The 24298-nt window shown below is 36.7% G+C and carries 20 protein-coding genes; 2 read left to right on the top strand and 18 right to left on the bottom strand.

The window, feature by feature from the left end:
* Positions 1–5: 5 nt before the first annotated feature.
* The 9 genes from NSQ59_RS10705 to NSQ59_RS10665 all read right to left on the bottom strand — a co-directional run bounded on the left by NSQ59_RS10705 (position 6) and on the right by NSQ59_RS10665 (position 12951).
* Complete coding sequence (locus tag NSQ59_RS10705) at positions 6–1850, bottom strand: methylmalonyl-CoA mutase family protein (protein WP_340831127.1); 1845 nt, start codon at positions 1848–1850, stop codon at positions 6–8.
* Between the two features lie 532 nt (positions 1851–2382).
* Positions 2383–3666, bottom strand: coding sequence for a dihydrolipoamide acetyltransferase family protein (locus NSQ59_RS10700; protein WP_055739338.1), 1284 nt, complete (start codon positions 3664–3666; stop codon positions 2383–2385).
* A gap of 18 nt (positions 3667–3684) precedes the next feature.
* Positions 3685–4668, bottom strand: coding sequence for an alpha-ketoacid dehydrogenase subunit beta (locus NSQ59_RS10695; RefSeq protein ID WP_126648947.1), 984 nt, complete (start codon positions 4666–4668; stop codon positions 3685–3687).
* Positions 4669–4692: 24 nt separating this feature from the next.
* Positions 4693–5691 (bottom strand): thiamine pyrophosphate-dependent dehydrogenase E1 component subunit alpha, encoded by a 999-nt coding sequence (locus tag NSQ59_RS10690; protein ID WP_055739336.1) that lies wholly within the window; start codon positions 5689–5691, stop codon positions 4693–4695.
* Positions 5692–5878: 187 nt separating this feature from the next.
* A complete protein-coding gene (gene lpdA, locus NSQ59_RS10685) occupies positions 5879–7303 on the bottom strand; it encodes a dihydrolipoyl dehydrogenase (protein WP_055739335.1) in 1425 nt (474 codons plus the stop codon).
* A 16-nt stretch (positions 7304–7319) separates the two neighbouring features.
* Positions 7320–8441 carry a butyrate kinase gene (gene buk, locus NSQ59_RS10680; RefSeq protein WP_126648946.1) on the bottom strand — a complete coding sequence of 374 codons (1122 nt, stop codon included), beginning with the start codon at positions 8439–8441 and terminating at the stop codon, positions 7320–7322.
* Between the two features lie 231 nt (positions 8442–8672).
* Positions 8673–9770, bottom strand: a complete 1098-nt coding sequence (gene bcd / locus NSQ59_RS10675; protein ID WP_055739333.1) for a branched-chain amino acid dehydrogenase — start codon at positions 9768–9770, stop codon at positions 8673–8675.
* Positions 9771–9787: 17 nt separating this feature from the next.
* Positions 9788–10693 carry a phosphate butyryltransferase gene (yqiS, locus tag NSQ59_RS10670; protein ID WP_126648945.1) on the bottom strand — a complete coding sequence of 302 codons (906 nt, stop codon included), beginning with the start codon at positions 10691–10693 and terminating at the stop codon, positions 9788–9790.
* A 194-nt stretch (positions 10694–10887) separates the two neighbouring features.
* Positions 10888–12951 (bottom strand): sigma-54 interaction domain-containing protein, encoded by a 2064-nt coding sequence (locus NSQ59_RS10665; RefSeq protein ID WP_126648944.1) that lies wholly within the window; start codon positions 12949–12951, stop codon positions 10888–10890.
* A gap of 285 nt (positions 12952–13236) precedes the next feature.
* Between NSQ59_RS10665 and NSQ59_RS10660 the strand changes: the two genes are divergently transcribed.
* Positions 13237–13476, top strand: coding sequence for a DUF2627 domain-containing protein (locus tag NSQ59_RS10660; RefSeq protein ID WP_055739331.1), 240 nt, complete (start codon positions 13237–13239; stop codon positions 13474–13476).
* 80 nt (positions 13477–13556) lie between these two features.
* Here NSQ59_RS10660 and NSQ59_RS10655 read toward each other — a convergent pair whose 3' ends face one another.
* Positions 13557–14297, bottom strand: coding sequence for a glycerophosphodiester phosphodiesterase (locus NSQ59_RS10655; RefSeq protein ID WP_055739330.1), 741 nt, complete (start codon positions 14295–14297; stop codon positions 13557–13559).
* A gap of 289 nt (positions 14298–14586) precedes the next feature.
* Between NSQ59_RS10655 and NSQ59_RS10650 the strand changes: the two genes are divergently transcribed.
* Entirely contained in the window at positions 14587–14787 is a 201-nt protein-coding gene (locus tag NSQ59_RS10650) for a cold-shock protein (protein ID WP_055739329.1), read from the top strand.
* Between the two features lie 51 nt (positions 14788–14838).
* Here the strand turns inward: NSQ59_RS10650 and spo0A are convergent, their stop codons facing one another.
* From spo0A to NSQ59_RS10610, 8 genes are all read right to left on the bottom strand, one after another.
* Positions 14839–15627 (bottom strand): sporulation transcription factor Spo0A, encoded by a 789-nt coding sequence (gene spo0A / locus NSQ59_RS10645; RefSeq protein ID WP_055739328.1) that lies wholly within the window; start codon positions 15625–15627, stop codon positions 14839–14841.
* A gap of 288 nt (positions 15628–15915) precedes the next feature.
* Complete coding sequence (spoIVB, locus tag NSQ59_RS10640) at positions 15916–17211, bottom strand: SpoIVB peptidase (protein WP_437177100.1); 1296 nt, start codon at positions 17209–17211, stop codon at positions 15916–15918.
* Between the two features lie 279 nt (positions 17212–17490).
* The gene (locus tag NSQ59_RS10635) at positions 17491–17649 is read right to left on the bottom strand and encodes a hypothetical protein (RefSeq protein WP_161809225.1); all 159 of its coding nucleotides are present in this window, start codon (positions 17647–17649) and stop codon (positions 17491–17493) included.
* A 163-nt stretch (positions 17650–17812) separates the two neighbouring features.
* Positions 17813–19528: a DNA repair protein RecN gene (gene recN / locus NSQ59_RS10630; protein WP_055739326.1), complete on the bottom strand. Its 1716-nt coding sequence runs from the start codon at positions 19526–19528 to the stop codon at positions 17813–17815.
* A gap of 184 nt (positions 19529–19712) precedes the next feature.
* A complete protein-coding gene (gene ahrC / locus NSQ59_RS10625) occupies positions 19713–20162 on the bottom strand; it encodes a transcriptional regulator AhrC/ArgR (protein WP_055739325.1) in 450 nt (149 codons plus the stop codon).
* A gap of 167 nt (positions 20163–20329) precedes the next feature.
* On the bottom strand, positions 20330–21169 hold the full coding sequence (locus NSQ59_RS10620; protein ID WP_055739324.1) for a TlyA family RNA methyltransferase: 840 nt from the start codon (positions 21167–21169) through the stop codon (positions 20330–20332).
* Positions 21170–21171: 2 nt separating this feature from the next.
* Entirely contained in the window at positions 21172–23064 is a 1893-nt protein-coding gene (gene dxs, locus NSQ59_RS10615; protein WP_055739323.1) for a 1-deoxy-D-xylulose-5-phosphate synthase, read from the bottom strand.
* Between the two features lie 360 nt (positions 23065–23424).
* Positions 23425–24285, bottom strand: coding sequence for a polyprenyl synthetase family protein (locus tag NSQ59_RS10610; RefSeq protein WP_055741190.1), 861 nt, complete (start codon positions 24283–24285; stop codon positions 23425–23427).
* Positions 24286–24298: the final 13 nt, after the last annotated feature.

Genomic DNA, 24298 nt, shown 5'->3' with positions numbered 1-24298 from the left:
TTCGATTACACCTCCCACAAATTCAATAATGAAGTTATTTTTTCCACTATGTTTTGATGTAAATAGATGGAGCCAGCTATCCCACTCGAACGGTAGCTTTCCATTTCCTCCGCTGAAAATCTGCCAGCTATCTCTACATGAATAGATGGATAATTTGCATGTATCCATTCTCCTATTCTCTTCCCATATTCTTTGTACATATCATCCGTTCCGCAAATACAATAGTAAGGTAACTTTGTTTCTTCTATATATTTTTTTACATCCTCCAGTGTAGTGCATTCGTGCCCCCAATCCGTTTTGATACCACCAGTAGCCAACACGCCTGTTACAAAATCTGCTCTCGGTTTATAGTCTTTTAAGGAACCTAAACATATAAGTCCGGCATTCAAGCTTTTTCCATTTGAAACTAAATCATCGGCTCGTTCTCGCAGTTTTTCCAAAGCCTGTGCTATTCTCACTGGATAAATAGGGATAATATTGCAGTCTCCTTTTTCTGGTGTACCATGGATGAACGAAATTTGTTCAGTTGGATTTGCATATACATTGGCTCCAATAACAGATTGTTGCCTTTTTTCTACATCTAAAAGTCTGTTATTTAATACTTGATTGATTTCATTTTGAATCCATCCTGATTTTAACCCTTCTACTATTCCACCTAATGCATCAATTTTTTGGAAAAGCTCCCATGCTTTTTCTATTAATTCATTTGTCAAAGACTCAATATAATAAGAGCCACCTGCTGGATCTGAGATTTTGTTTAAATATGCCTCCTCTTTTAATATAAATTGCGTATTTCTTGCAATCCTAGCAGAAAACTCTCCATTTTCCCGGAAAGCCTCATCATATGGAGAAACATGTAAATAATCGATTCCCCCTAGAATAGCAGCGAATGCCTCATTTCCTGCCCGCAGCATATTCACATAAGGATCTAAAACGGTTTTTGTAAATGTTGAAGTTTCAGCACTAACTGCTACGCGATCCTCGGATGAAGATAATCCATATGCTTTTTCTATTGTCGTCCAAAGCGCTCGAAAAGCCCTCAGTTTCGCAATTTCCATGAAAAAGTTACCGCCAATAGCAAAATGATAAACGAGCTTTTTAACCGTTTGACTTGGCTGCCATCCGTAATGTTTCATGTGCTCGATATAAAAAACAGCCTCTGATAAGGCAATTGCTAATTCTTGGACGGCATTTGCACCACCGTTATGATAAGGAGTTGTATCTATTAATATAGTTTTAATACTTGGTAAGGTTTGGTTTGCAAGTAAGATTTGCGAACCCCATTTTTCTAAAATGGAAGGATTATCTGCATCCAATTCCCCTTGATGAAGATTACATGAAATTGGATCTGTAGCAATAACTCCATCGGGTGCCAATGTTTTTATTTTTAATGCTTTTTCCAAAAGCAACTGAAAATTCTTTTTTGTTAATAAGAATAGGGGAATATTTTGAGTATCCAACTCAGAGAAATCAATTTCTTCCATATTACTTAAGTAATCAACATCAAAGGAAAGTGAATCCTGTCCATTTGCAAGTGCTCGTGTCAATAATGTTTTCACTTCATCCCAATTTCGATTCATGATTCTTTGCGAGACTTTCCATGATGGTTGCTGCCCCCCTATTGAATCAAAACCACGTATTCGCAGGTTTGCACCGGGAATTTGTTCCACCATTGTGAATTCCAAATCCTCATTGGAATATAAGGGTTTTAACCGAATATTTTCATATGTTTCACTATACAGTGAATCAATTGTATTGTTTTTCAATGAATTTTTTACCGAAGTCACCCAATCATCCACTGTATATGATGGAAATGATTGGTATTTTAAATCTTTATGGTTAATTGTCACGCTGTAATACCTCCTTCATCAGGGTATGTAACCGATTGCAATTACCTGAAAATAAAATGGAATTGGAATTTACCTAATATTATTTTAGTATAAAAATGAAATAGATTCCATATTTTCATAAAATATAGGCGATCGAAACCTTCGAATAATGGTTATAAATAGATGAAAAGCTTCATTATTGTACTAGGGGAATATTGCAAAACTGATTCAATTAATAAATTCACGTTGTTACACGAGGAAATGGGTGAACGCGGATTTTTTCAAGTCTTCAAACCATGATCTTCCCTATGAATCGACTTTACCGGACACACGTTCCGTTATTCACATGAAAAACCCTCTTTTCATCATATTGGCGGACACACATTCCGCTAATGGATGAAAATCACTCAAAAAGAACTGCCTTTTGCCCCAATAACGGATCGAGTGTCCGCTAAACTCAAAAAAGCACCACTTTTGTCACAGATAACGGATTCTCTGTCCTAATATAGAATTTCTCGCAACAAAAAAACCGCTGTTCGACAGCGGTTTTTCATTAATATACAGATGTATTTTCTTTTGATATGTTTTCTAAAATGGCTTTTACCCTTTGAAGGAATCGGCCACATACTAATCCGTCCAACACACGATGGTCTAGTGACATACAAAGGTTTACCATATCACGAACAGCAATCATCCCATTATTCATGACAACAGGACGTTTCACAATGGACTCCACTTGGAGAATTGCCGCTTGCGGATAATTAATGATTCCCATTGATTGGACAGAGCCAAAAGAACCAGTGTTATTTACAGTAAATGTTCCGCCTTGCATATCATCTGATTTTAAAGTACCAGTACGAACTTTATTTGCTAAATCAAATATTTCGCGTGCAATGCCTTTGATAGACTTATCATCTGCATTTTTAATAACCGGAACGAACAAGGCATCATCAGTTGCAACTGCGATAGAAATATTAATATCTTTCTTTTGAATAATTTTATCCCCAGCCCACATCGAATTGATTTGCGGGTATTCTTTTAGAGCTTGTGCTACCGCTTTTACAAAGAAAGCAAAATAAGTGATATTAAAGCCTTCGCGCTTTTTGAATTCGTTCTTAATGGAATCGCGATATTCCACGAGACTTGTTACGTCCACTTCCATCATTGTCCATGCGTGCGGTGCTTCATGCTTGCTGCGAAGCATATTCGCTGCAATTGCTTTTCTGACACCTGTTACAGGAATCTCAATATCTCCTGGAATAACAGGAATATTTGGAGCTTGCGCTTGTGCAGCAGGTTTTGCTGCTTGTACTGCTGGTGCCTCATTGACAGCTGCTGGTTCTACCACTTTTTGCTCTTGTGGTGCCGGAATCGTTCCCGATTCAATGATTTTCAATAAATCCTTCCTAGTAATACGGCCTTCCTTGCCAGTTCCTTTGACTTGGGAAAGGTCAATATTATGCTCCTGTGATAATTTTAAAACGGCCGGAGAATATCTTACCTTTCCGGCAAGGTTTGCCGGGGCTTCCGCTACAGGTGCAGCTGCCTCTTCATTTTTTGGAGCCTCAGCCGCTGAAGTACTTGCACTTTCTCCACCTTCGACTTCGATGGTACAAATAATTTCTCCTACAGCTAATGTATCCCCTTCGGCAGCAATAAGTTCTTTTATTACACCAGTAAAAGAAGAAGGAACTTCAGCATTTACTTTATCCGTCATTACCTCTGCTAGCGGGTCATATTTATTTACTTTATCTCCAGGAGAAACAAGCCACTTGCTTATGGTACCTTCTGTTACACTTTCCCCTAATTGAGGCATTGTAATGTTTTCGATTGCCATATAGTTGACCTCCTTCTATTAAAATTCTGCAAGCTCACGCATTGCTTTTTCAACCTTATCAGGATTTACCATGAAGTATTTCTCCATTGTTGGAGCATATGGCATTGCAGGAACGTCTGGACCAGCAAGACGCATAATCGGTGCATCAAGGTCAAACAGACAATTTTCAGCAATAATTGCAGAAACCTCACTCATAATGCTTCCTTCTTTCGTGTCTTCTGTTAGAAGAAGGACTTTTCCAGTTTTGGATGCAGCTTCAATAATAGCTTCTTTGTCAAGTGGATAAACAGTGCGTAAATCTAAGATATGTGCTTCAATACCATCCTGAGCCAATCGTTCAGCTGCTTGCAATGCAAAGTGGACGCAAAGTCCATATGTAATTACCGTTATATCCTCGCCTTTACGCTTTACATCTGCTTTGCCGATTGGTAGAACATAATCATCCTCAGGAACCTCTCCTTTTATAAGACGATATGCCCTTTTATGTTCAAAGAATAGAACCGGATCCTCATCGCGAATAGCAGCCTTTAATAAGCCTTTGACATCATAAGGTGTAGAAGGCATCACAATTTTCAATCCTGGTTGGTTGGCAAATACAGCTTCAACAGATTGTGAATGATAGAGAGCACCATGGACACCGCCACCATATGGAGCACGAATAACAATAGGACAGTTCCAATCGTTATTAGAACGATAACGGATTTTTGCTGCTTCTGAAATAATCTGGTTTACAGCTGGCATAATAAAATCAGCAAACTGCATTTCAGCAATTGGTCTCATCCCGTACATTGCAGCACCAATTCCAACTCCTGCAATGGCCGATTCTGCTAAAGGTGTATCCAGCACACGATCTTCTCCAAATTGTTCATATAAACCGTGGGTTGCTTTGAATACCCCACCTTTTTTTCCTACATCTTCCCCTAAAACAAAAACTTTAGGATCACGTTCCATTTCTTCACGAATAGCCATTGTTACAGCATCTATATATGAAATAACCGGCATTATTTTTCCCTCCTATTCTAGAACTTATTTCTCTTGTGCATAAACATAAGTTAAAGCAGCTTCCGGATCTGCATATGGTGCATTTTCCGCATAGTCTGTTGCTTCATTTACGATTTTCATGACACGATCATTGATTTCTTTTTCTAATTCGTCACTCATAACGCCGACTTCTTTTAAATAGTTTGCAAAGGTGAAAATAGAATCTTTTTCTTTTGCAGCATCGACTTCTTCTTTAGAACGATATGTACGATCATCATCGTCAGAAGAATGCGCTGTTAAACGATAAGATACTGTTTCAACTAAAGTAGGACCTTCTCCGCGTCTACCTCTATCTGCCGCTTCTTTTACTGCTTGGTAAACTGCAAGAGGATCGTTTCCATCAACTGTTACTCCTGGCATTCCATAGCCGATTGCACGATCGGACACTTTTTCACATGCTAATTGCTTTTCTATCGGGACTGAGATTGCATATTTATTATTTTCACACATGAATATGACTGGTAATTTGTGAACCCCTGCAAAGTTAGCACCTTCATGAAAATCTCCTTGATTGGATGATCCCTCACCAAATGTTACAAAGGTAACGAGATCTTTGTTTTCCATTTTACCGGCTAATGCAATCCCTACCGCATGTGGTACTTGTGTTGTTACTGGTGAAGATCCTGTTACGATACGATTTTTCTTTTGACCAAAATGACCAGGCATTTGTCTTCCACCTGAATTCGGATCTTCCGCTTTCGCAAAACCGGAAAGCATTACTTCCGTTGGAGTCATACCAAATGTTAGAACAACACCAAGATCACGATAATAAGGTAAAACATAATCCTTGTCACGATCTAATGCGAAAGCTGCTCCAACTTGTGCCGCTTCTTGTCCTTGACATGAAATGACAAAGGGAATTTTTCCGGATCGATTTAATAACCACATACGTTCATCAATACGTCTTGCCATTAGCATTGTTTCATACATTTTTAAAACAGTTTCATCACTTAACCCTAGAGCTTGATGACGATTTTCAGCCATTTTACTACCTCCTATTTAAAAAAGTTTAATCTTTGTCTAGCGTTAGCAGATATCGGCTAGCGGATTTCTCCGTCTCCTCCCTACGATAAGTCAACATCAGTTCGTGAACTACCTCACTGTGTTTCCTTTATCTCGAGCCTGCGACTACGAAATCCGTACGCCGATGAGCAAGGCACTTCCGCTTTTCTTATCCATGTATTGCTTTTCCATCAACCGCTAAAGCAGCTTCTCCAATTGCCTCACTTAATGTTGGATGTGGATGGATGGTATGCGCAATCTCCCATGGAGTTGCATCGAGAACACGTGCCAGACCTGCCTCGGAAATCATATCTGTAACATGTGGGCCAATCATATGTACACCTAATACATCATTTGTATCCTTATCTGCAATAATTTTCACGAAACCATCCGCTTCACCGTAGACAAGAGCTTTTCCAATTGCCCTAAAGGAAAATTTCCCGACCTTTACATTATATCCTTTTTGATTTGCTTCATCTTCTGTTAAGCCTACACTAGCCATTTCCGGGTTACTGTAAATACATTTTGAGATGAGTGTATAATCAATTGGAGATGGATTTTCTCCAGCGATATGCTCTACCGCAACAATGCCTTCATGGGATGCAACATGTGCAAGCTGTAATCCACCAATAACATCACCAATTGCATAAATATGGGATTCTTTTGTTTGATAAAATTCATTTACTTGAATGAATCCTTTTTCTACAACGATTTCGGTATTGTGTAATCCGATATTTTCTGTGTTAGCAGCACGTCCTACAGATACCAGAAGTTTTTCAGCAGTAAATTCTTTCTTTTCCCCATTCCATTCAGCACTAATGGTTACCGAACTATTTCCTTTTTGCAATGTCTCGGAAAGAACCTTCGCTCCCGTAACAATGTTAACTCCTTTTTTCTTCATTAATCGCTGAATTTCCTTTGAAATATCCTTATCTTCTGTTGGCACTATGCGGTCCGCATATTCAATGACAGTTACCTCTACACCGAAATCGGAAAGCATGGAAGCCCATTCAATCCCAATAACTCCTCCGCCAACTATAATAATAGAATTTGGCAAAGCTTTAAGTTCTAATGCCTCATCAGAGGATATAACCAACTCTCCATCTATATCTAATCCAGGAAGAGATCTCGGTCTGGATCCTGTGGCAATTATAACATTCTTCGGAATTAGCATTTCATTTTCCTCACCGGATTTCATTTCTACTGAAATTGTTCCAGGCATAGGCGAAAAGATCGAAGGTCCTAATATTGTACCAGTACCCTCGTAGACATCTATCTTTCCTTGCTTCATTAAATGCTGGACACCCTTATGGAGAGTTTCTACTATCCCATTTTTTCTTTCTTGCACACGATCAAAGTTAAGAGAAACTTCACGTGCTACAACCCCGAATTCTTCACCGCGTTTCGCTGTTTTATACACTTCAGCACTTCTGAGTAATGCTTTACTTGGAATACACCCGCGATGAAGACATGTACCGCCAAGTTTTCCTTTTTCTACAATCGCTGTTTTCAAACCTAATTGTGAGGCACGAATAGCCGCTACATAACCGCCGGTTCCGCCTCCCAAGATGACTAAATCATATTCTTTTGCCAAAATGGTGCTCCTCCTTTTATAATGCTTTTTCCATAACTCCTGGGTAATCTTTTGCAGTTTCTTCGCCATTTAGTACTCTATAGGCACCTTCAGCTAATGCTTGGAGCTCGTTTTCTCCTGGATAAATAATGACATCGGCAATCCAGCTGACATATTCACTTATAGATTGTACAAAAGATTTGCCATATGCTAAACCTCCAGTTAAAACAATCCCATCGACTTTTCCCATTAATACAGCACTTGCAGCGCCAATTTCTTTCGCTACCTGATAGGCCATTGCATCATAAATGAGCTTAGCATACTCATCTCCATCAGCAATCATTTGTTCCACTTTCACAGCATCATTTGTAGCTAAATAGCCTACAAGACCGCCGCCGCCTACTAATTTCTTTGTCAACTCATTTCGATAATACTCGCCGGAAAAACAAAGGTCAATAAGATCGCCTGCAGGAACTGTACCTGCTCTTTCGGGACTGAATGGACCTTCCCCATGAAGACCATTATTAACATCTATCACTCTTCCGTTTCTATGGGCTCCTACTGTAATCCCGCCACCCATATGAACGACGATTAAATTAAGTTGATCATAATTTTTCCCCAATTGTTTTGCTACTTTTCTAGCAACAGACTTTTGATTTAATGCATGAAAAATACTTTTTCTTTCGATAAGAGAAAACCCTGATATTCTTGCAAGTGGTTCTAATTCATCTACAACGACAGGATCTACAATAAAAGATGGTATATTTAATCCTTTAGCGATTTCATAGGCAATAATTCCACCAAGATTAGAGGCATGCTGTCCGGAATAACCAATTCGTAAATCTTCGAGCATCGCTTCATTAACAGAATAGGTACCACCTTCAATAGGTCGGAGTAGTCCGCCTCTTCCGCACACAGCATTTAGTTTGGATATATTAATGCCTTCTTCATCTAAAGTTTCCAATATAGTTTGTTTGCGAAATTCATATTGATCGATTACATTTTCAAACTGTTGGATCTCCTCTGTTTTGTGGCGAATTGTTTTTTCTAAAATAGAATGTTCATTATCAAAAATACCGATTTTAGTAGAAGTTGATCCAGGATTAATAACAAGTATTCTGAAATTAGCACCTGATAAAGACAAAAATGTTACCTCCATTTGATGTTCTATAAAAGCGCTCTCGCGTCCTTCTACAAATTAGAAGTTAGAGGTTGGGTTTAAAGAAATAGGCAACGCAGCCGTTTTCTATATTCTTAAAATTCCATTGGACTTCAGATTAAGTTGCTTTATATTAGGCAAGAAACGCCACACTTTTAGCCATTTAACGGGCTTAAGGCATCTGCCTATACCACAGAAGAGAAGCTAGAAGTGAGGCGTAGTTTCTACAAATTATGCACGGTTGCTTAAGATATGGCGGCTGTTCAATAAGAACTGGCTTCTTGACTTAGAAACTTTCGCAATTCTTTCCTCTGCCATTCGATCTGCCGCTACATATGTTGGAATTCCATCGCGTTTTGAAATTTCAATAATTTTTTCAATGCTATTATAAATACCTTCAACCTTTTTCATTGCACGGTCACGATTATATCCATAAAGCTCGTCAGCAACATTGATTACTCCACCGGCATTAATAACAAAATCTGGTGCATATACGATGCCCATTTCATGGATTTGATCACCGTGACGAGTTTCCTTTAATTGATTATTGGCAGAACCTGCAATAACTTTTGCTTTTATTTGCGGTATCGTATCATCATTTATGATTGCTCCAAGTGCACATGGTGCAAAAATATCACAATCTACACCATAAATTTCATTTGGATCTACTGCTTTTGCGCCAAATTGTTCTACCGCACGTCCTACCGCTTCTTTATTAATGTCCGTTACGATTAATTTTGCACCTTCTTCATGTAAATAACGGCACATTTCAAAAGCAACGTTACCAACACCTTGTACTGCAACAGTAAGACCTTCTAATGAATCAGTTCCAAATGCTTCTTTTGCTGCAGCCTTCATCCCGACATAGCAACCATAAGCAGTAACTGGAGATGGATTTCCCGAAGAACCAAATGCTGGTGATATACCTGTTACGAAATTTGTTTCTTCATGAATAAGGTCCATATCAGCAACGGTTGTACCAACATCTTCCGCTGTAATATACCGTCCGTTCAAACCTTGAATAAACCGTCCGAAAGCACGAAACATTTCTTCGTTTTTATCTTTTCTTGGATCACCTATTATAACCGTTTTTCCTCCACCGAGGTTTAACCCTGCAGCAGCATTCTTATAAGTCATACCGCGAGCTAAACGGAGTGCGTCTTCAATTGCCGCCTCTTCAGATTCATATGTCCACATTCTTGTCCCACCTAATGCTGGCCCAAGAGTCGTATCATGAATAGCGATAATTGCTTTTAATCCTGATTGTTCGTCTTGACAAAATAAAAGTTGTTCATAATCATATTTTCCCATGTATTCAAAAATTTTCATTGTTCATTCCCCTTTTATCATTTTTTAGTTGAACAGATTGCTAAAGCAAGAGATCTGAGCTTGCTTATTGCACTATCAGATCGTGATGTTAAAACAATTGGTGCTGCAGCTCCAGCAATCATAGCACCGACTTGTGCATTAGCAAAATAAATCAATGATTTATAAAGTGCATTACCTGTTTCAATATTTGGAACAAGCAGAATATCCGCAGCACCTGCCACATCATTTTCAATCCCTTTATGCATTGCTGCTTCTTTAGAAACAGCAATATCGAGTGCTAATGGCCCTTCGATACGACAGCCGCTTAAGGATCCATTTATATTCCTTTCCCTTAATGCAGCTGCATCAATTGTTGCTTGCATGCTCGGATTAACCACTTCTACTGCAGCTAAAGCAGCAACCTTCGGATTATCGATTCCAATAGCATGAGCAAGCTTTACAGCATTTTGCACTATTTGTTCTTTCTGATCGAGATTAGGAGCAATATTCATGGCGGCATCGGTTAAAAGGATGAAACGATCATAGCTTGGGATTTCAAAAACAGCAATATGTGATAGAACATTACTAGTCCTTAATCCATAATCCCTATTTAAAACTTCCTTTAAAATAGTGGATGTCGCAACATTCCCTTTCATTAGAACATTAGCTTCATGGTTCTTGACTGCCATGACAGCTTTTGTACATGCCTCTTGAGGTGAATCTACATGTTTAATATTAATATCATCTAACTCAAGAAGATGTGGTGCATGCTTCTTTAATAATAAATGAATTTGATTAGAATCACCAAACAAGATAAATTTTGCTATTTTCTTTTGAATGGCTAAAGAAACTGCTTCGAGTACTTCAATATCTTCGGCGACCGCTACAGCCACAATAGCCTCTTCGTTTTGGGTTGCTTTATTTACTAATTGGTCTAAATCCATTCCTGCTGCTTCAACCCCTTTTGCATCATTTTTTACGACATTTTTTTAATATGCAATTATCGTACCAACATTCATTTATCATTGTCGAAATTGATAAAAACCCCTAAAACATCTAATTCTCGTGAAAACTTCTTGGTAAAGTTTTTTGCCAAAAACTTCTTATAGAATGCGCAAAAAAATTCATACCATGAAAATTATTGCATGTCATTGTTTGCAAGATTGTATTTTTCTAATTTGTAATAAAGATTTCTTAATGAAATTCCTAATTGTTTTGCTGTAGCAGTCTTATTTCCATTATTGTTTTCCAATGTTTCTTTTATAACTTGACTCTCAAAATCCTCAACCATCCGTGTTAATTCCTTATTTTTCACATGAATATTAGATGAAGCAGTATGTAGGTTTTTATCGGATGATAAAAAAACTAAATGTTTAACATCTATATTAATTTCACTGTAATCCATGAAAATAATAGCACGACCTAAAATATTCTCAAGCTCTCGGACATTGCCAGGCCAGTCGTAGTCCATTAAAACATTCATGGCCTTTGGTGTTACTCCTTCTACATTTCTTCCATAATCACGATTAATTTTTTGAATAAGACGATCGCATAAAAACGGAATTTCCTTTTTTCTATTTCGTAATGGCGGTATTTGAATGGGCATCCGATTTAACCGATAATATAAATCTTCCCTGAAGGACCCGTTTGCAATAGCTTTTTCTAAATTAACATGTGTCGCAGCAATGACTCGAACATTAATTGGAATAGGTTTTGTACCACCAACGCGTATTATCTCATTTTCTTGGAGAACACGTAACAATTTTGCTTGGGTATTGATACTTAATTCGCCTATTTCATCAAGAAAAATGCTGCCATTATTTGCTTCCTCAAACAAACCCTTCTTGCCGCCTCTTTTAGCTCCAGAAAAAGCACCTTCCTCATATCCAAATAATTCACTTTCCAACAACGATTCAGAAATCGCTGCACAATTTACGCGAACAAACTTATTGTATCTTCTATCACTTGCATTATGTATAGCGTGAGCAAACAATTCTTTCCCCGTTCCAGATTCTCCTCTTAATAGAATCGTTACAGGTGTTTTTGCTGCCAGTTTTGCTTGTTCTACGGAAATATTCATTTCTTCTGAATGGCTGATGATATCGGCAAATGTATATTTTGCTTCCAGTGTTCGAATGATTTGTCTTGCAAGATGAAGCTCTTTTGTAAGAGATTGGATTTCCGTGACATCGTGAATAACACCTACACTCCCCTTTAGTTTTCCATTTACAATAATAGGTGCCACATTTACTATTACTTCTTTTTTCATAGGGCCTACCCGCATTTTTGCACCACGCACTGGTCTTCTTGTTTGGAGAACCTTAAAATGCATGCTTTCTCCCTCAGAGATATCTGCTGTTGCAGGCTGACCGATGACCTGTTCTTCCGTTAATCCAGTAATACGTGTGTATGCAGGATTAATTAATATCCCCCGCCCGTATTCATCCACTACAGAGATGGCATCGTCACTCGATTGTATAATAGCTTCCAGCATGGTTTGAATTTCTTTTAGATTCGTAATTTCTTCAGCAAGAGAAACAACTTCCGAAACATCTTTAAAAACAGCAATCGCTCCAATTATCTCATTGTTATCCGTTATCATTGGAATACGAGTTGTAATAATTTTTTTTCCATTCTTTAATTCCGTTTCTTGGTTTGCTTCGATTCTTCTCGTTTGAATGACCCTTAATAGCTGGCTGTTTGGGATAATCTCCAATATATGGCTGCCCACTGCCTCTGACATAGTCGCATCTGTCATTCGCTCTGCACTGCGATTAAAGAAGATAATAGTCCCCTCGTTATCGATCACAACCATTGCTTCATCTGTAGAATTTAAAATTAGTTGATGTTTATAGGATTCATCCTTTAATTTTTTGATTAAGTCCTCTTTTTCATCTAGTAATTTTGCAATGAGAAATGCAATACTTCCCGGAATGAGTATAGTATCCTTTTTACATTTTTCATGAATTTCCCGATAGACTCTTTCCTCTCCAGTTACTTCTACAATGAGATCAATGGGATTGTTAATAAAAGTTCTCCAGTCCTTTCCGACTGTAATTCCATATTCTTTTGCAAGTTTAATTCCAATAGCATTTTCATTTGGATCTGTAATCGCAACTACCTTAAAATCATGACTATTTTTAAATATTTTTAAAATAGCAGTTCCACCCTTACCGCCACCTACCACTAACACGTTTTGCAATTTTTTTCCTCCTAAAATTGCAATATTTTTCATATTTCTATTGTAAGAAAAAAGTGTTCACTTGACAAATTTAATCAGTAATATATCATTTTCTTAGGTAAGGCTCTTTTCTTAAACTTCGTTGTTTTTGTGAGAAAATCTTCTAGCCTTCCGTAGTCGACTTAAGCAGGGCAGCCTTTTAAGAAAAAATGCCCGAAACTAAGGCTAATTTAAGATTTAAAACAAATTACAAAAAACTATAATCTATACAAAAACAACCCAGGTGAATAATAAGGAGTTTTTAGGATGATTCGATTAATTGCGCTGCTTATTTTAGTAATACCCGGCATTTTCGCAGCAATCGGTATAAAATTAATGAGGGATATGCTGTTCGGAATATTACAACATCCATTTCCATATTTATGGCTACAGTTTTTAGTGGGCCTTATTTTCTTTGTCGGTGGGCTTGGTTTTATTGCCGGTTTCATTTTCCATCGTGATCGGAAGCGTAATAAAGTACAAAAACGTTTCAGTAAAAAAGTGTAATAAAAAAAAAGGAAGCGCCGCTAGCCGATGGCTGCTTGCGCTTATACAAAAAAATCTGCATTTTAGATATGCAGATTTTTTTATTTTGTATAAGCGTTTCTTAGTTGAATTGCTTCTTCTGGAAAATCTGTAATAATAGCAGAACAGGACAGCTTTAAAAGCCTATTGATATCCTTTTCTTTGTTTACCGTATAGGGACGAACCTGAATTCCATATTCCATTGCAGAAGTAATGATATCATCCGGTGCAATTTTATAATTCGGATGGATTGCTTTAGCATGAATAGAGGAAGCGTATATCCAAGGCATGAACAGCCCATCTGAATATAATGGCGCGATTTCGACTTCAGGTGCCAAACGGTAACAATGGATAATCGAATAATGATTAAAGGAAGAAATAATAATCCTTTCTTCATAATGATACTCCCGAATTAATTGAATGACTTTTTCCTCTATTAAGGGATATTCGATTTTCCCTGTTTTTAATTCAATATTGCATAAGAGGTTATTTGTTTTCATCCATTCGAAAACTTCCCTTAATGAAGGAATATGTGGTGCCTTAAATAAAGTTTTAAGACTTTTTGACTGGTAACTGGCATTTAACTTTTGCAAATCTTTTAAAAGATAATCTTTAACAAATCCTTTTCCATTCGTGGTTCGATTAACCGTTTCATCATGGATGACTACAATCTCACCGTCTTTTGAAAGTTGAACATCTAGTTCAATCCCATCGGCATTACTTTTTTCTGCTGCGATAAATGCATCCATTGTATTTTCTGGATATGTACCGGCTGCACCACGGTGAGCAAAAATAAGAGTCATGCTGTCACATCCTTAACATTTTTTCTTTCCTACATTTTATTATATGGTTTGAATAATGAACATGAAGAAATTCCAAATTATTGTTTTAAAAAATATATACTTTCATTTGTTAAAATTCAAGTCATAGTAACTACGTCATACTTGCTTATTTTTGCATAAACTGATATTCTTAAAGGGAATTATTTTTGTTCGGTATGTAAGGAAAGAGAAAGTGTTATAACTTATCGCCTAATATCACTTGAGCAAGGATAGTAATACATTGTGTGTTTACACACTAGGAGGAAATAAAATGACACAAGGTACAGTAAAATGGTTTAACAGCGAAAAAGGTTTCGGCTTCATCGAAGTTGAAGGCGGAGACGATGTATTCGTTCACTTCTCAGCGATTCAAGGCGAAGGTTATAAAACACTTGATGAAGGCCAAAAAGTAACTTTTGACATTGAACAAGGAGCACGCGGACCTCAAGCTGCTAACGTTCAAAAAAACTAATTTCCAAAAACAAAAAAACAGACTCTTTTCGAGTCTGTTTTTTGTTTATTCCTAACTTGCCTTATGCTCTAACCGTAACTTATCCGCAACCATTGCGATAAATTCTGAATTTGTTGGTTTTGCTTTAGACATGCTAACAGTATATCCAAATAAGGAGGAAATGGAATCGATATTGCCACGGCTCCAAGCAACTTCTATTGCATGGCGAATAGCCCTTTCCACACGACTGGCAGTAGTGTTGTATTTTTTCGCGATATCTGGATAAAGTACCTTTGTAATAGATCCCAATAACTCAATGTCGTTATATACCATGGAGATAGCCTCCCGTAAATATAGATAGCCTTTGATATGGGCAGGCACACCAATTTCATGAATAATACTTGTGATACTTGCATCTAAATTTTTCGTTTTTGTTTCACCGGAAGTTCTAATGGATGATGATGTTCTTTTTATAACAGAGCTTCCTTTTCCACTTACTTGACGTATCTGATTTGCTAAATTCTCCATGTCAAATGGCTTTAAAATAAAATACGATGCACCAAGTTCAACAGCCTTTTTCGTTACATCCTCTTGTCCAAAGGCAGTCAGCATAATCACGTTAGGCAAAGAGGATAGATTTAATTCTTTGATTTTTTCCAATACGCCTAGTCCATCTAAATGAGGCATGATAATATCTAGTATAAGTACATCTGGAGCAGCATCCTCAATTAATTCTAAACATTCTTGGCCATTATAGGCTGCACCAGTTATCTCCATATCATCTTGAGAAGAAATAAATTCCTCTAATAATGAAACTAACTCTCGGTTATCATCCACTACAAATACTTTAATTTTCTTCACTAGCAGTTTCCTCCTCAGTTTTAATCCCTTTTCAATTTTGTACTATAAACATTTTCGACAATTCCATTTAAAATCCTTCTATTTATTGAAAATTTCCCAAAAAAATAAGTTTTTCTTTTGTTTTCTTTAAATTTCTCTCGTTTTCGACCGTTTTCGATACAATATGTTAATTTTGTCGAAAAATCTTTATTTTTATCATAACATATTTTACAAAAAATTAACTATGGCGTTAAGCATTTTAAATATGAAAATGGAATTAAAAAAAAGCAAGCTGAAGAGATGGCTCTGTCAGCTTGCTTTTTCTTTCTCATTATAAATGTTTATCCCGGCCTTGTTTAACATCCATTCAATATGAACTCCGTACCCGGAAGTTGGATCATTGACAAAAACATGAGTGACAGCACCTATTAATTTTCCATCCTGGATAATGGGGCTTCCGCTCATCCCTTGCACTATTCCTCCCGTTTTAGCAAGGAGTTTAGGATCCGTTACTTTAATGATCATTCCTTTAGTTGCAGGAAACTTTTGAGGAATAGTACTGACTACTTCTATGTCAAATTCCTCGACCTTATCACCATTTACAACGGTTAATATTTTTGCCGGACCTTCTTTTACCTGATCAGATAAGGCAATAGGTAAAGGTTTATCATAATTACCATTTTTGATTACTTTGTGTAAATTACCAAATATCCCAAATGGACTATTTTGTTTGATATCACCAATTACTTCTCGGTCAGATGAAAATCGAGCCAGTTTTTCACCAGGATTACCATTGCTACCTTTTTCAATGGATGTGACAGTTGATTTTACAATTTGGCCATTTTCTACTACAATTGGTTTTTTTGTATCCATATCCGAAATAACATGTCCTAATGCTCCATATTTTTTTGATTTCGGATCAATGAATGTCATGGTACCGATTCCGGCAGCAGAATCTCTGATATACAATCCTAATTTATAAATTTTTTCCATTTCATCTTTTTGTGGCTCAATTTCTGTATTAAATTTTCCAGAATCGCGTTGAATAGTTACCTTCAGGGCAGTTCCATTTTCCCCAGCTTGCTGAACAAATGGAGCTACATCTGACATTTTTTCAATGGTATGACCATTTAATTTTGTGATGATGTCCCCTACTTTGATACCTGCTTGATCCCCGGGTGATACTTTGCCATTTTTGGTATCAACCAAATGATGCCCGACCACTAGCACACCCTTTGAATTTAATTTAACTCCAATTGATTGTCCACCAGGAATGACTCGAAAATTTTTTAATACTTTGACGTCAACTTTTTTTATCGGCAAACCTGCTAATTCTAACAGTATTTCATCTCGCCCGGCTTTTTTCCCTTTTATCGCAAGAGAATTTTTTTCTTCATGTACATTCACATGTTCCGTGGAAGGATTAATATTCGCCGAAACTTCAGCAGCTTTTGAGAAATTTATTTCATCACCCTGAATGAGGGTGACACTTTTTGGAATGTGGAGATAGTCTTGAAAAGGTTTTGAAAACCCTATAAAACATAGTGAAACAAGGAGAAATCCACCTAACAATTTTCTAAGAAGTTCCCATTTCAAACTTTTCACTCTCCTCGCTTCTAGTCCACACTTATTTCATCTTTTTATTTATCTTTTGTAGCAGAAATAAGCCTTTTTCTTTTTAATTGCTACAGTTTTAATTTAGCCTTGAAACGCTCGAAATATAACACAAGCTGATGAAAAAAAGCTACCCTTTATGGATAGTAATAACAATTGAATAACCATAAGAAACAACGGATGATTGATATTTATTTATTTTTTCGTATTTCACTTAATAAATAAAGAAAAAGTACCTCTAATTCAAGGTACTTTTCTGAAATAAATAAATTATGGCGCTATACATTGGCCATACTTATTGCAATTTGGATTTCCGCCGCCTCCATCATGATCACGATCATAGTTAGGCGGACTGGCACTTGCAGTCGAAGAAAACAATAAACTTAAAATTAAAAAAGCACCAGCAGCAGAACCAACTACCTTTTTCATGCAGAACACCCCCTTTAAAATTAATTATTAACAATATTCTACATTTTCTTTAAATAACCTGCTTATAATTGTAAAAATTTATATAAGTTAGAAAATTTTTTCAAGAATGGAAAAAGCCATGAAATCTATTAGAAATAAGTTTCATGGCTTTTGTTTATTATTATTAATTAGTCGCTTTAGTTGCATAGGCTAGTTCAATTAATTCTTTGGCGTGTTCCTTCGTTACATCGGTAATTTCCACTCCGGAAATCATACGGCCAATTTCTGTGATTTTTTCATCATGTGATAATAGCTTTACACTTGTTCTTGTTCTTCCGTCTGCCATTTCCTTGCGAATAAATAAATGGGTATCAGCCATAGCCGCTACTTGAGGAAGATGTGAAATACAAAATACCTGTGAATTCGTAGAAATTTGATGTATTTTTTCTGCGATAGCCTGGGCAACACGACCGCTTACACCAGTATCCACTTCATCAAAAATGATGGAAGTAATTCCTTGATGTTTAGAAAATATCGTTTTTAATGCCAGCATCATTCTGGAAAGTTCTCCGCCAGAGGCTACCTTTGCAAGTGGTTTCAAAGGTTCTCCAGGGTTTGTTGAAATATAAAACTCAATTATATCTAAACCATCTTTTCTGAAAGGAATATCTTGCATGTCCAAGAAATTCTCTGCGCTTTGATGGAATCTAACTTCAAAAATAGTTTTATCCATGTAAAGCTGCTTTAATTCGTTTGAAATAGCTTCCGTCAGTCTTTTTGCCCAAATATGCCGTAAATCACTTAACTGTTTGCCTTCGAGGAACAAATCCTTTTGCATTGTGGATAAACTTTTTTGTAATTTTTGGATGTGACTTTCACGATTGGTAATCGTTTCAATTTCCTCTTCTATTCTCGCACCATACTCTAATATTCCTTGTATGGATTGTCCATATTTGCGTTTCAATTGATTTATTTCATTTAAACGGCTTTCAATATCGTTTAAGCGATCAGGTTGGAATTCTAGTTTGTCCAGCTCATCACTTAAATTTCTTGTAATATCTTCAAGTGTATAAAAGCAGTTTGATACCGCTTCAAGCATCGGCTCGTATTCCTTATTTAGTTCGGCTGCAGTTTCCATTTGACTCATTAACAAACTCACCCAGTCAAGTCCCCGCTGTTCTCCTTGCAACGCGTCGAAACTTGTTTTTAACGCATCAAATAATCTTTCAAAATTCATCAGCTTTCTTTTTTCATCCAAAAGTTCTTCATCTTCATTTAACCGAAGATCTGCATTATGTATTTCTTTCAGCTGAAATTGAATTAGATCTAACCGATGAGCCATTTGTTGTTCGTTCTCACTTAGCTTTTTTAAACGAGATAATGTTTGTTCATAATTTTTATAAACTTCACTGTAATTAGCTATAGCTTTTTCAATGTCCGCTTTCCCATACTGGTCAAGCAGATGTAAATGCAACGATTCATTCATTAATTCCTGGTGCTCGTGCTGACCGTGAATATCCACTAATGTGCTCCCTATTTCCCGCAATACAGAAATAGTAACGAGCTTACCATTAATTCTGCAAACATTTTTTCCGTTAGTGGAAATATTACGATGAAGAACCATCATCCCTTCTTCTATTTCGATGCCAAATTCACGCGCTCGCTCTATACATGGATGTTCATTGCTTTGAATGGTAAAAAGTCCTTCGATTTCGGCTTTTTTTTCCCCATGACGGATAAATTCTACAGATCCTCTTCCGCCGACAAGTAAATGAATGGCATCGATAATTATGGATTTACCTGCACCGGTTTCTCCGGTTATCGTTGTTAATCCTTTATCAAACGATAAGTTTAACTCATCAATAATCGCAAAGTTTCTAATGGTTAATTCTTGTAACAAGACATTGTCACCTCAATATTATTAGGGCTGTTTTCGTATATATTATTGCTTTTCGCTCTTTGCACAAAAAAACTAAAATTGTATTAGTTTCAGGGCTTTTCTTAAACAGAAGCCATTTTATAAGCATAGAAATTTAAGAAATATTGATTAAACAAGCAAAAAAACTTAAAGAAAAGAGCCTTTATTAAAGCATGTCTAATATTTTTTCAGAAATTTTCTTTGATTTTTCCTGATCCCTGCATATAATAAGGCATGTATCATCTCCACATAGAGTACCTACTATTTCTTCCCAATCAAGAATATCAATCAATGCGCCGATAGAATGAGCATTTCCCGGCAAGGTTTTTAAAACAATTAAATGCCCAGCATGATCGATGCTAATAAAAGCATCTGTTAAATTTCTTTTTAATTTTTGTAAAGGATTAAATCTTTGATCAGCAGGCAGACTATATTTGTATCGCCCATCATTTAAAGGAATTTTTACTAAATGAAGCTCCTTAATATCTCGTGAAATTGTCGCTTGCGTTACATTAAATCCCGCATTCTTCAATCGGTCTACTAATTCATCTTGGGTTTCAATATCATATGTGGTTATTAATTCTCTTATTTTAATTAGACGTTGACCCTTACTCATCCAAAAACCACCTCATACACGAATCATAAATAATTTCTCTATTTATCAACATGTTAGCTTATTTTAAAATAAATGTACACAGATAAGAAAAGCACCTTGCTCATCTGCCTAGCCACATGGAGCTAGTTACAAAATTTATTCATTCTTATATCATAAAAAAGAAGCAATCAGTGAGATGCTCCTTTTGATAATTCCATATGTGCTTCTTCCACAAGTTGTTTAATTCCAACAGGTATTAGATTATTTCCTTTTTCCTGAGACTCTCCACACCATTTTAAATGGATTAAAAACTCTATATTTCCTTCTCCGCCTGTTATAGGGGAATACGAAATATTTTCGGTGTTATAACCTAATTCAAGCGCCAATCCAATTATCTTATCAATTACTTGTTCATGTACTTTCTTGTCGCGTACAATCCCTTTCTTTCCCACTTGCTCTTTTCCAGCTTCAAATTGGGGTTTAATAAGCGCAATAATGTCACTGTCAGGAACTAATAATGTTTTTAAAACAGGAAAAATTAAGGAAAGTGAAATAAAGGATACATCAATGGTTGCGAAATTAGGCATTTCACCCGCTAGATCCGCAGGGGTTACATACCTAAAATTAGTTCTTTCCATAACGATAACCCGTTCATCTTGCCGAAGCTTCCATGCGAGTTGATTATATCCAACATCCAGTGCATAAGACATTTTTGCTCCATTTTGCAATGCACAGTCCGTAAAACCGCCTGTCGATGCCCCAATATCCAATAAAATTTTATCCTGAATATTAACATTAAAAACCTTTAATGCCTTTTCAAGCTTTAATCCGCCTCGACTAACATAAGGAAGTGCATTCCCTTTTATCATTAAAGGGATATCTTCATTCACTTTTTCCCCAGGTTTATCTAAACGATTTTCGTTGGAAAAAACGAGGCCAGCCATAATCGCCCGCTTCGCTTTTTCCCTTGTTTCTATAAGGCCTCTTTCCACAAGAAGTATATCTAATCGCTGCTTTTTCATCTTCATCATTATGCCCTTTTTTGTTTTTTGGGAGAAATCGAGATAATTTTTTTAACGGCATTTTCTGCTGTAAACCCAATTTCCTCTAATAATTTATCTACATTTCCGTGCTCTATAAATTGATCTGGAATTCCCATTCTGTCAATAACATTGTGATAATACCCATTGTCATGTGCAAATTCTATTACAGAGCTTCCGAATCCGCCTTGAAGGACGGCTTCTTCAATTGTTAAAATCGGTATATTTTGATCTAAAATACTTCTTAGCATTTTTTCATCCAATGGTTTAATGAACCTGGCATTGACCACTTTAACAGAATATCCTTTCTTTAATAAATGATCCGCTGCCTCCATTGCCATTGGTATGGAAGTTCCAAATGTTAATATAGCTGCTTCAGTACCTTCTCGTAATATTTCCCAAGTGCCAATTGGAATTTGTCTAAGATCTTCATCCATCGGAACTCCAACCCCATTTCCGCGGGGATATCTCATGGCAATTGGTCCATTATCATATTTAATTGCGGTATTCACCATATGCTGGCCTTCGTTTTCATCTTTCGGCATCATAATCACCATATTCGGAATATGACGCAAAAAGGCAATATCGAAAACACCTTGATGTGTTTCCCCATCTGCTCCTACTAACCCTGCCCGGTCAATACCAATAAAAACATTTAAGTTCTGACGGCAAATATCATGAACAACCTGATCATATGCACGTTGCAGAAATGTTGAGTAAATGGCAAGGAAAGGCTTCATTTTTTGAGTAGCCAATCCTGCAGCTACTGTTGCAGCATGCTGCTCGGCAATTCCTACATCATACATCCGATCGGGAAGCTGTTCCGCAAATTTTTCGAGCTTGGAACCAACAGGCATTGCGGGAGTAATGGCCACAATACGTTTATCTTTTTTAGCAAGTTTTAATACAGTATCACTAACTAATTTGCTCCATGCTGGAGGCGCATTCACAGGCTTAATTAAATCGCCAGTTTCAATTTTATATTGACCTGTTCCGTGCCATGTTCCAATCGTATCATTCTCCGCAGGTTTATACCCTTTCCCCTTTTTGGTAATGACATGCAAAAGAACTGGACCTTTTGTTTTTTTGGCATATTGAAAATTCTCAAATAAAGCTTCAAAGTTATGACCATCGACAGGACCTAAATAAGTAAATCCTAATTCCTCAAAAAAGATGCCGGACACAACCAGATATTTTAGACTGTCTTTAATTCTTTCAGCGGTTGCTGCCAGTTTTCCGCCTACTGCAGGAATTTTTTTAAGGAGATTTTCTAGTTCATCCTTCGCCCAGCGGTATTTTCCTGCTGTCCGCAATCTTCCCAACACATTATGAAGAGCACCAACATTAGGTGCAATTGACATTTCATTATCATTTAATACCACAATTAAATCTTTTTGTTCATGGCCAATATGATTCAAAGCTTCAAGTGCCATTCCGCCTGTTAAAGCACCGTCACCGATAACAGGGACAATAAAAGATTTTTCCCCTTTGATATCCCTTGCTATTGCCATTCCCATTGCAGCAGATAAGGAAGTAGAACTATGTCCGGTTTCCCATACATCATGTTCACTTTCAGCCATTTTCGGAAATCCGCTGAGTCCTTTATATTGTCTTAATGTATCAAATTGATCTGCACGGCCCGTTAATATTTTATGAACATATGATTGATGCCCTACATCCCATAATATTTTGTCATTGGGACTATCAAAGCATTTATGCAAAGCAAGGGTTAATTCTACAACACCCAGGTTCGGGCCGATATGTCCGCCTGTTTTGGAAATTTTCTCAATTAAAAAATGACGGATTTCCTCACTAAGGTCTTTTAATTGCTCTATATTCATATTCTTTAAAAAGGATGGGTCCTTAATTGATAATAGATCCATGATGGATCACTCACTTTCATAATTAATTCCTTTATAAATGATTATATTATAGCTGTTTTCGTAAATTGTTTTAAATCCTAAACTAGTCTTAGTTTCGGGGGTATCTTTTCATAAAAACTACGGTTATAAGATCTTCTATTACATAAACAACAAAGTTTATGAAAAGAGCCATTAATAATTTCATTTTCTACAATAATAGCCTATATTATTTATTTTAATGGAAAAAGTGCCGCTAACACTAATGTGATAACGGCAACACATTCGACATAAATCATGATTCAGCATTAAAATATGTATAGAGCAATGTATGGATAGTATATCATAACATCCATTTTTACTCAATTGACCCAACAAGGAGTCTTAATGATCTCTAACAGCAATCAGATCTGTCATCTGGGAAAGAAGATCTGTTTGTAATCCTGTTTGTCTTAAAATTCCCTTCGCTTGCTCAATATGATATTGTAGACGTTCCTTAGCTCCTTCTAGCGAAAGAAGTGATGGGTATGTACTTTTATGGTTTGTAACATCACTTCCAATAGTTTTTCCGACAACATCTTGATTTCCTTCAATATCTAAAACATCATCTCTAATTTGAAAGGCTATCCCAATATGATTAGCATATTTTTCAAAGAGTTCCTGCTGTTTCTGGGTCGCACCACCGATCAATGCCCCTGCCATTACAGAAAAGCTAATTAGTTTTCCTGTTTTATTTGCGTGAATATATTCTAATTGATCGATGGACAATGTAGTATTTTCACCTTGCATATCTGCAACCTGTCCGCCCACCATTCCTTCCGCACCTGCGGCAATGGACAACAGTTTCATTAGTTCTAATTTAGCAGTTGGAGTAAGTTGTTGATCTTCTGCGATTAGTTGAAAGCTATACGTTAACAATCCGTCTCCGGCAAGAATTGCAATTGCCTCGCCGTAAACCTTATGATTGGTAGGCTTTCCTCTTCGCAAATCATCATTATCCATCGCAGGAAGATCATCGTGAATAAGCGAATAGGTATGGATCATCTCTACTGCACATGCGCACGCCAAGCCTTTATTAATATCTTGTTTTAAAGCATGCAAAGTGGATAAAAGTAATATGGGGCGGATTCTTTTTCCTCCTGCTTGTAAAGAATAATCCATAGCTTCTTTAATGATAGACGGAGCATTTAATACTGCAATATACTTTGATAGTTCCTTTTCAATTTGAACAATGTATTGCTTCATAAATACATTCAGC

This window comes from Margalitia sp. FSL K6-0131 (assembly GCF_038008735.1).
Taxonomy (GTDB): Bacteria; Bacillota; Bacilli; order Bacillales; family Bacillaceae_C; genus Margalitia; species Margalitia shackletonii.
Note: the sequence above shows the minus strand (reverse complement) of the source record. Positions and strands in the feature narration are given on the sequence as shown.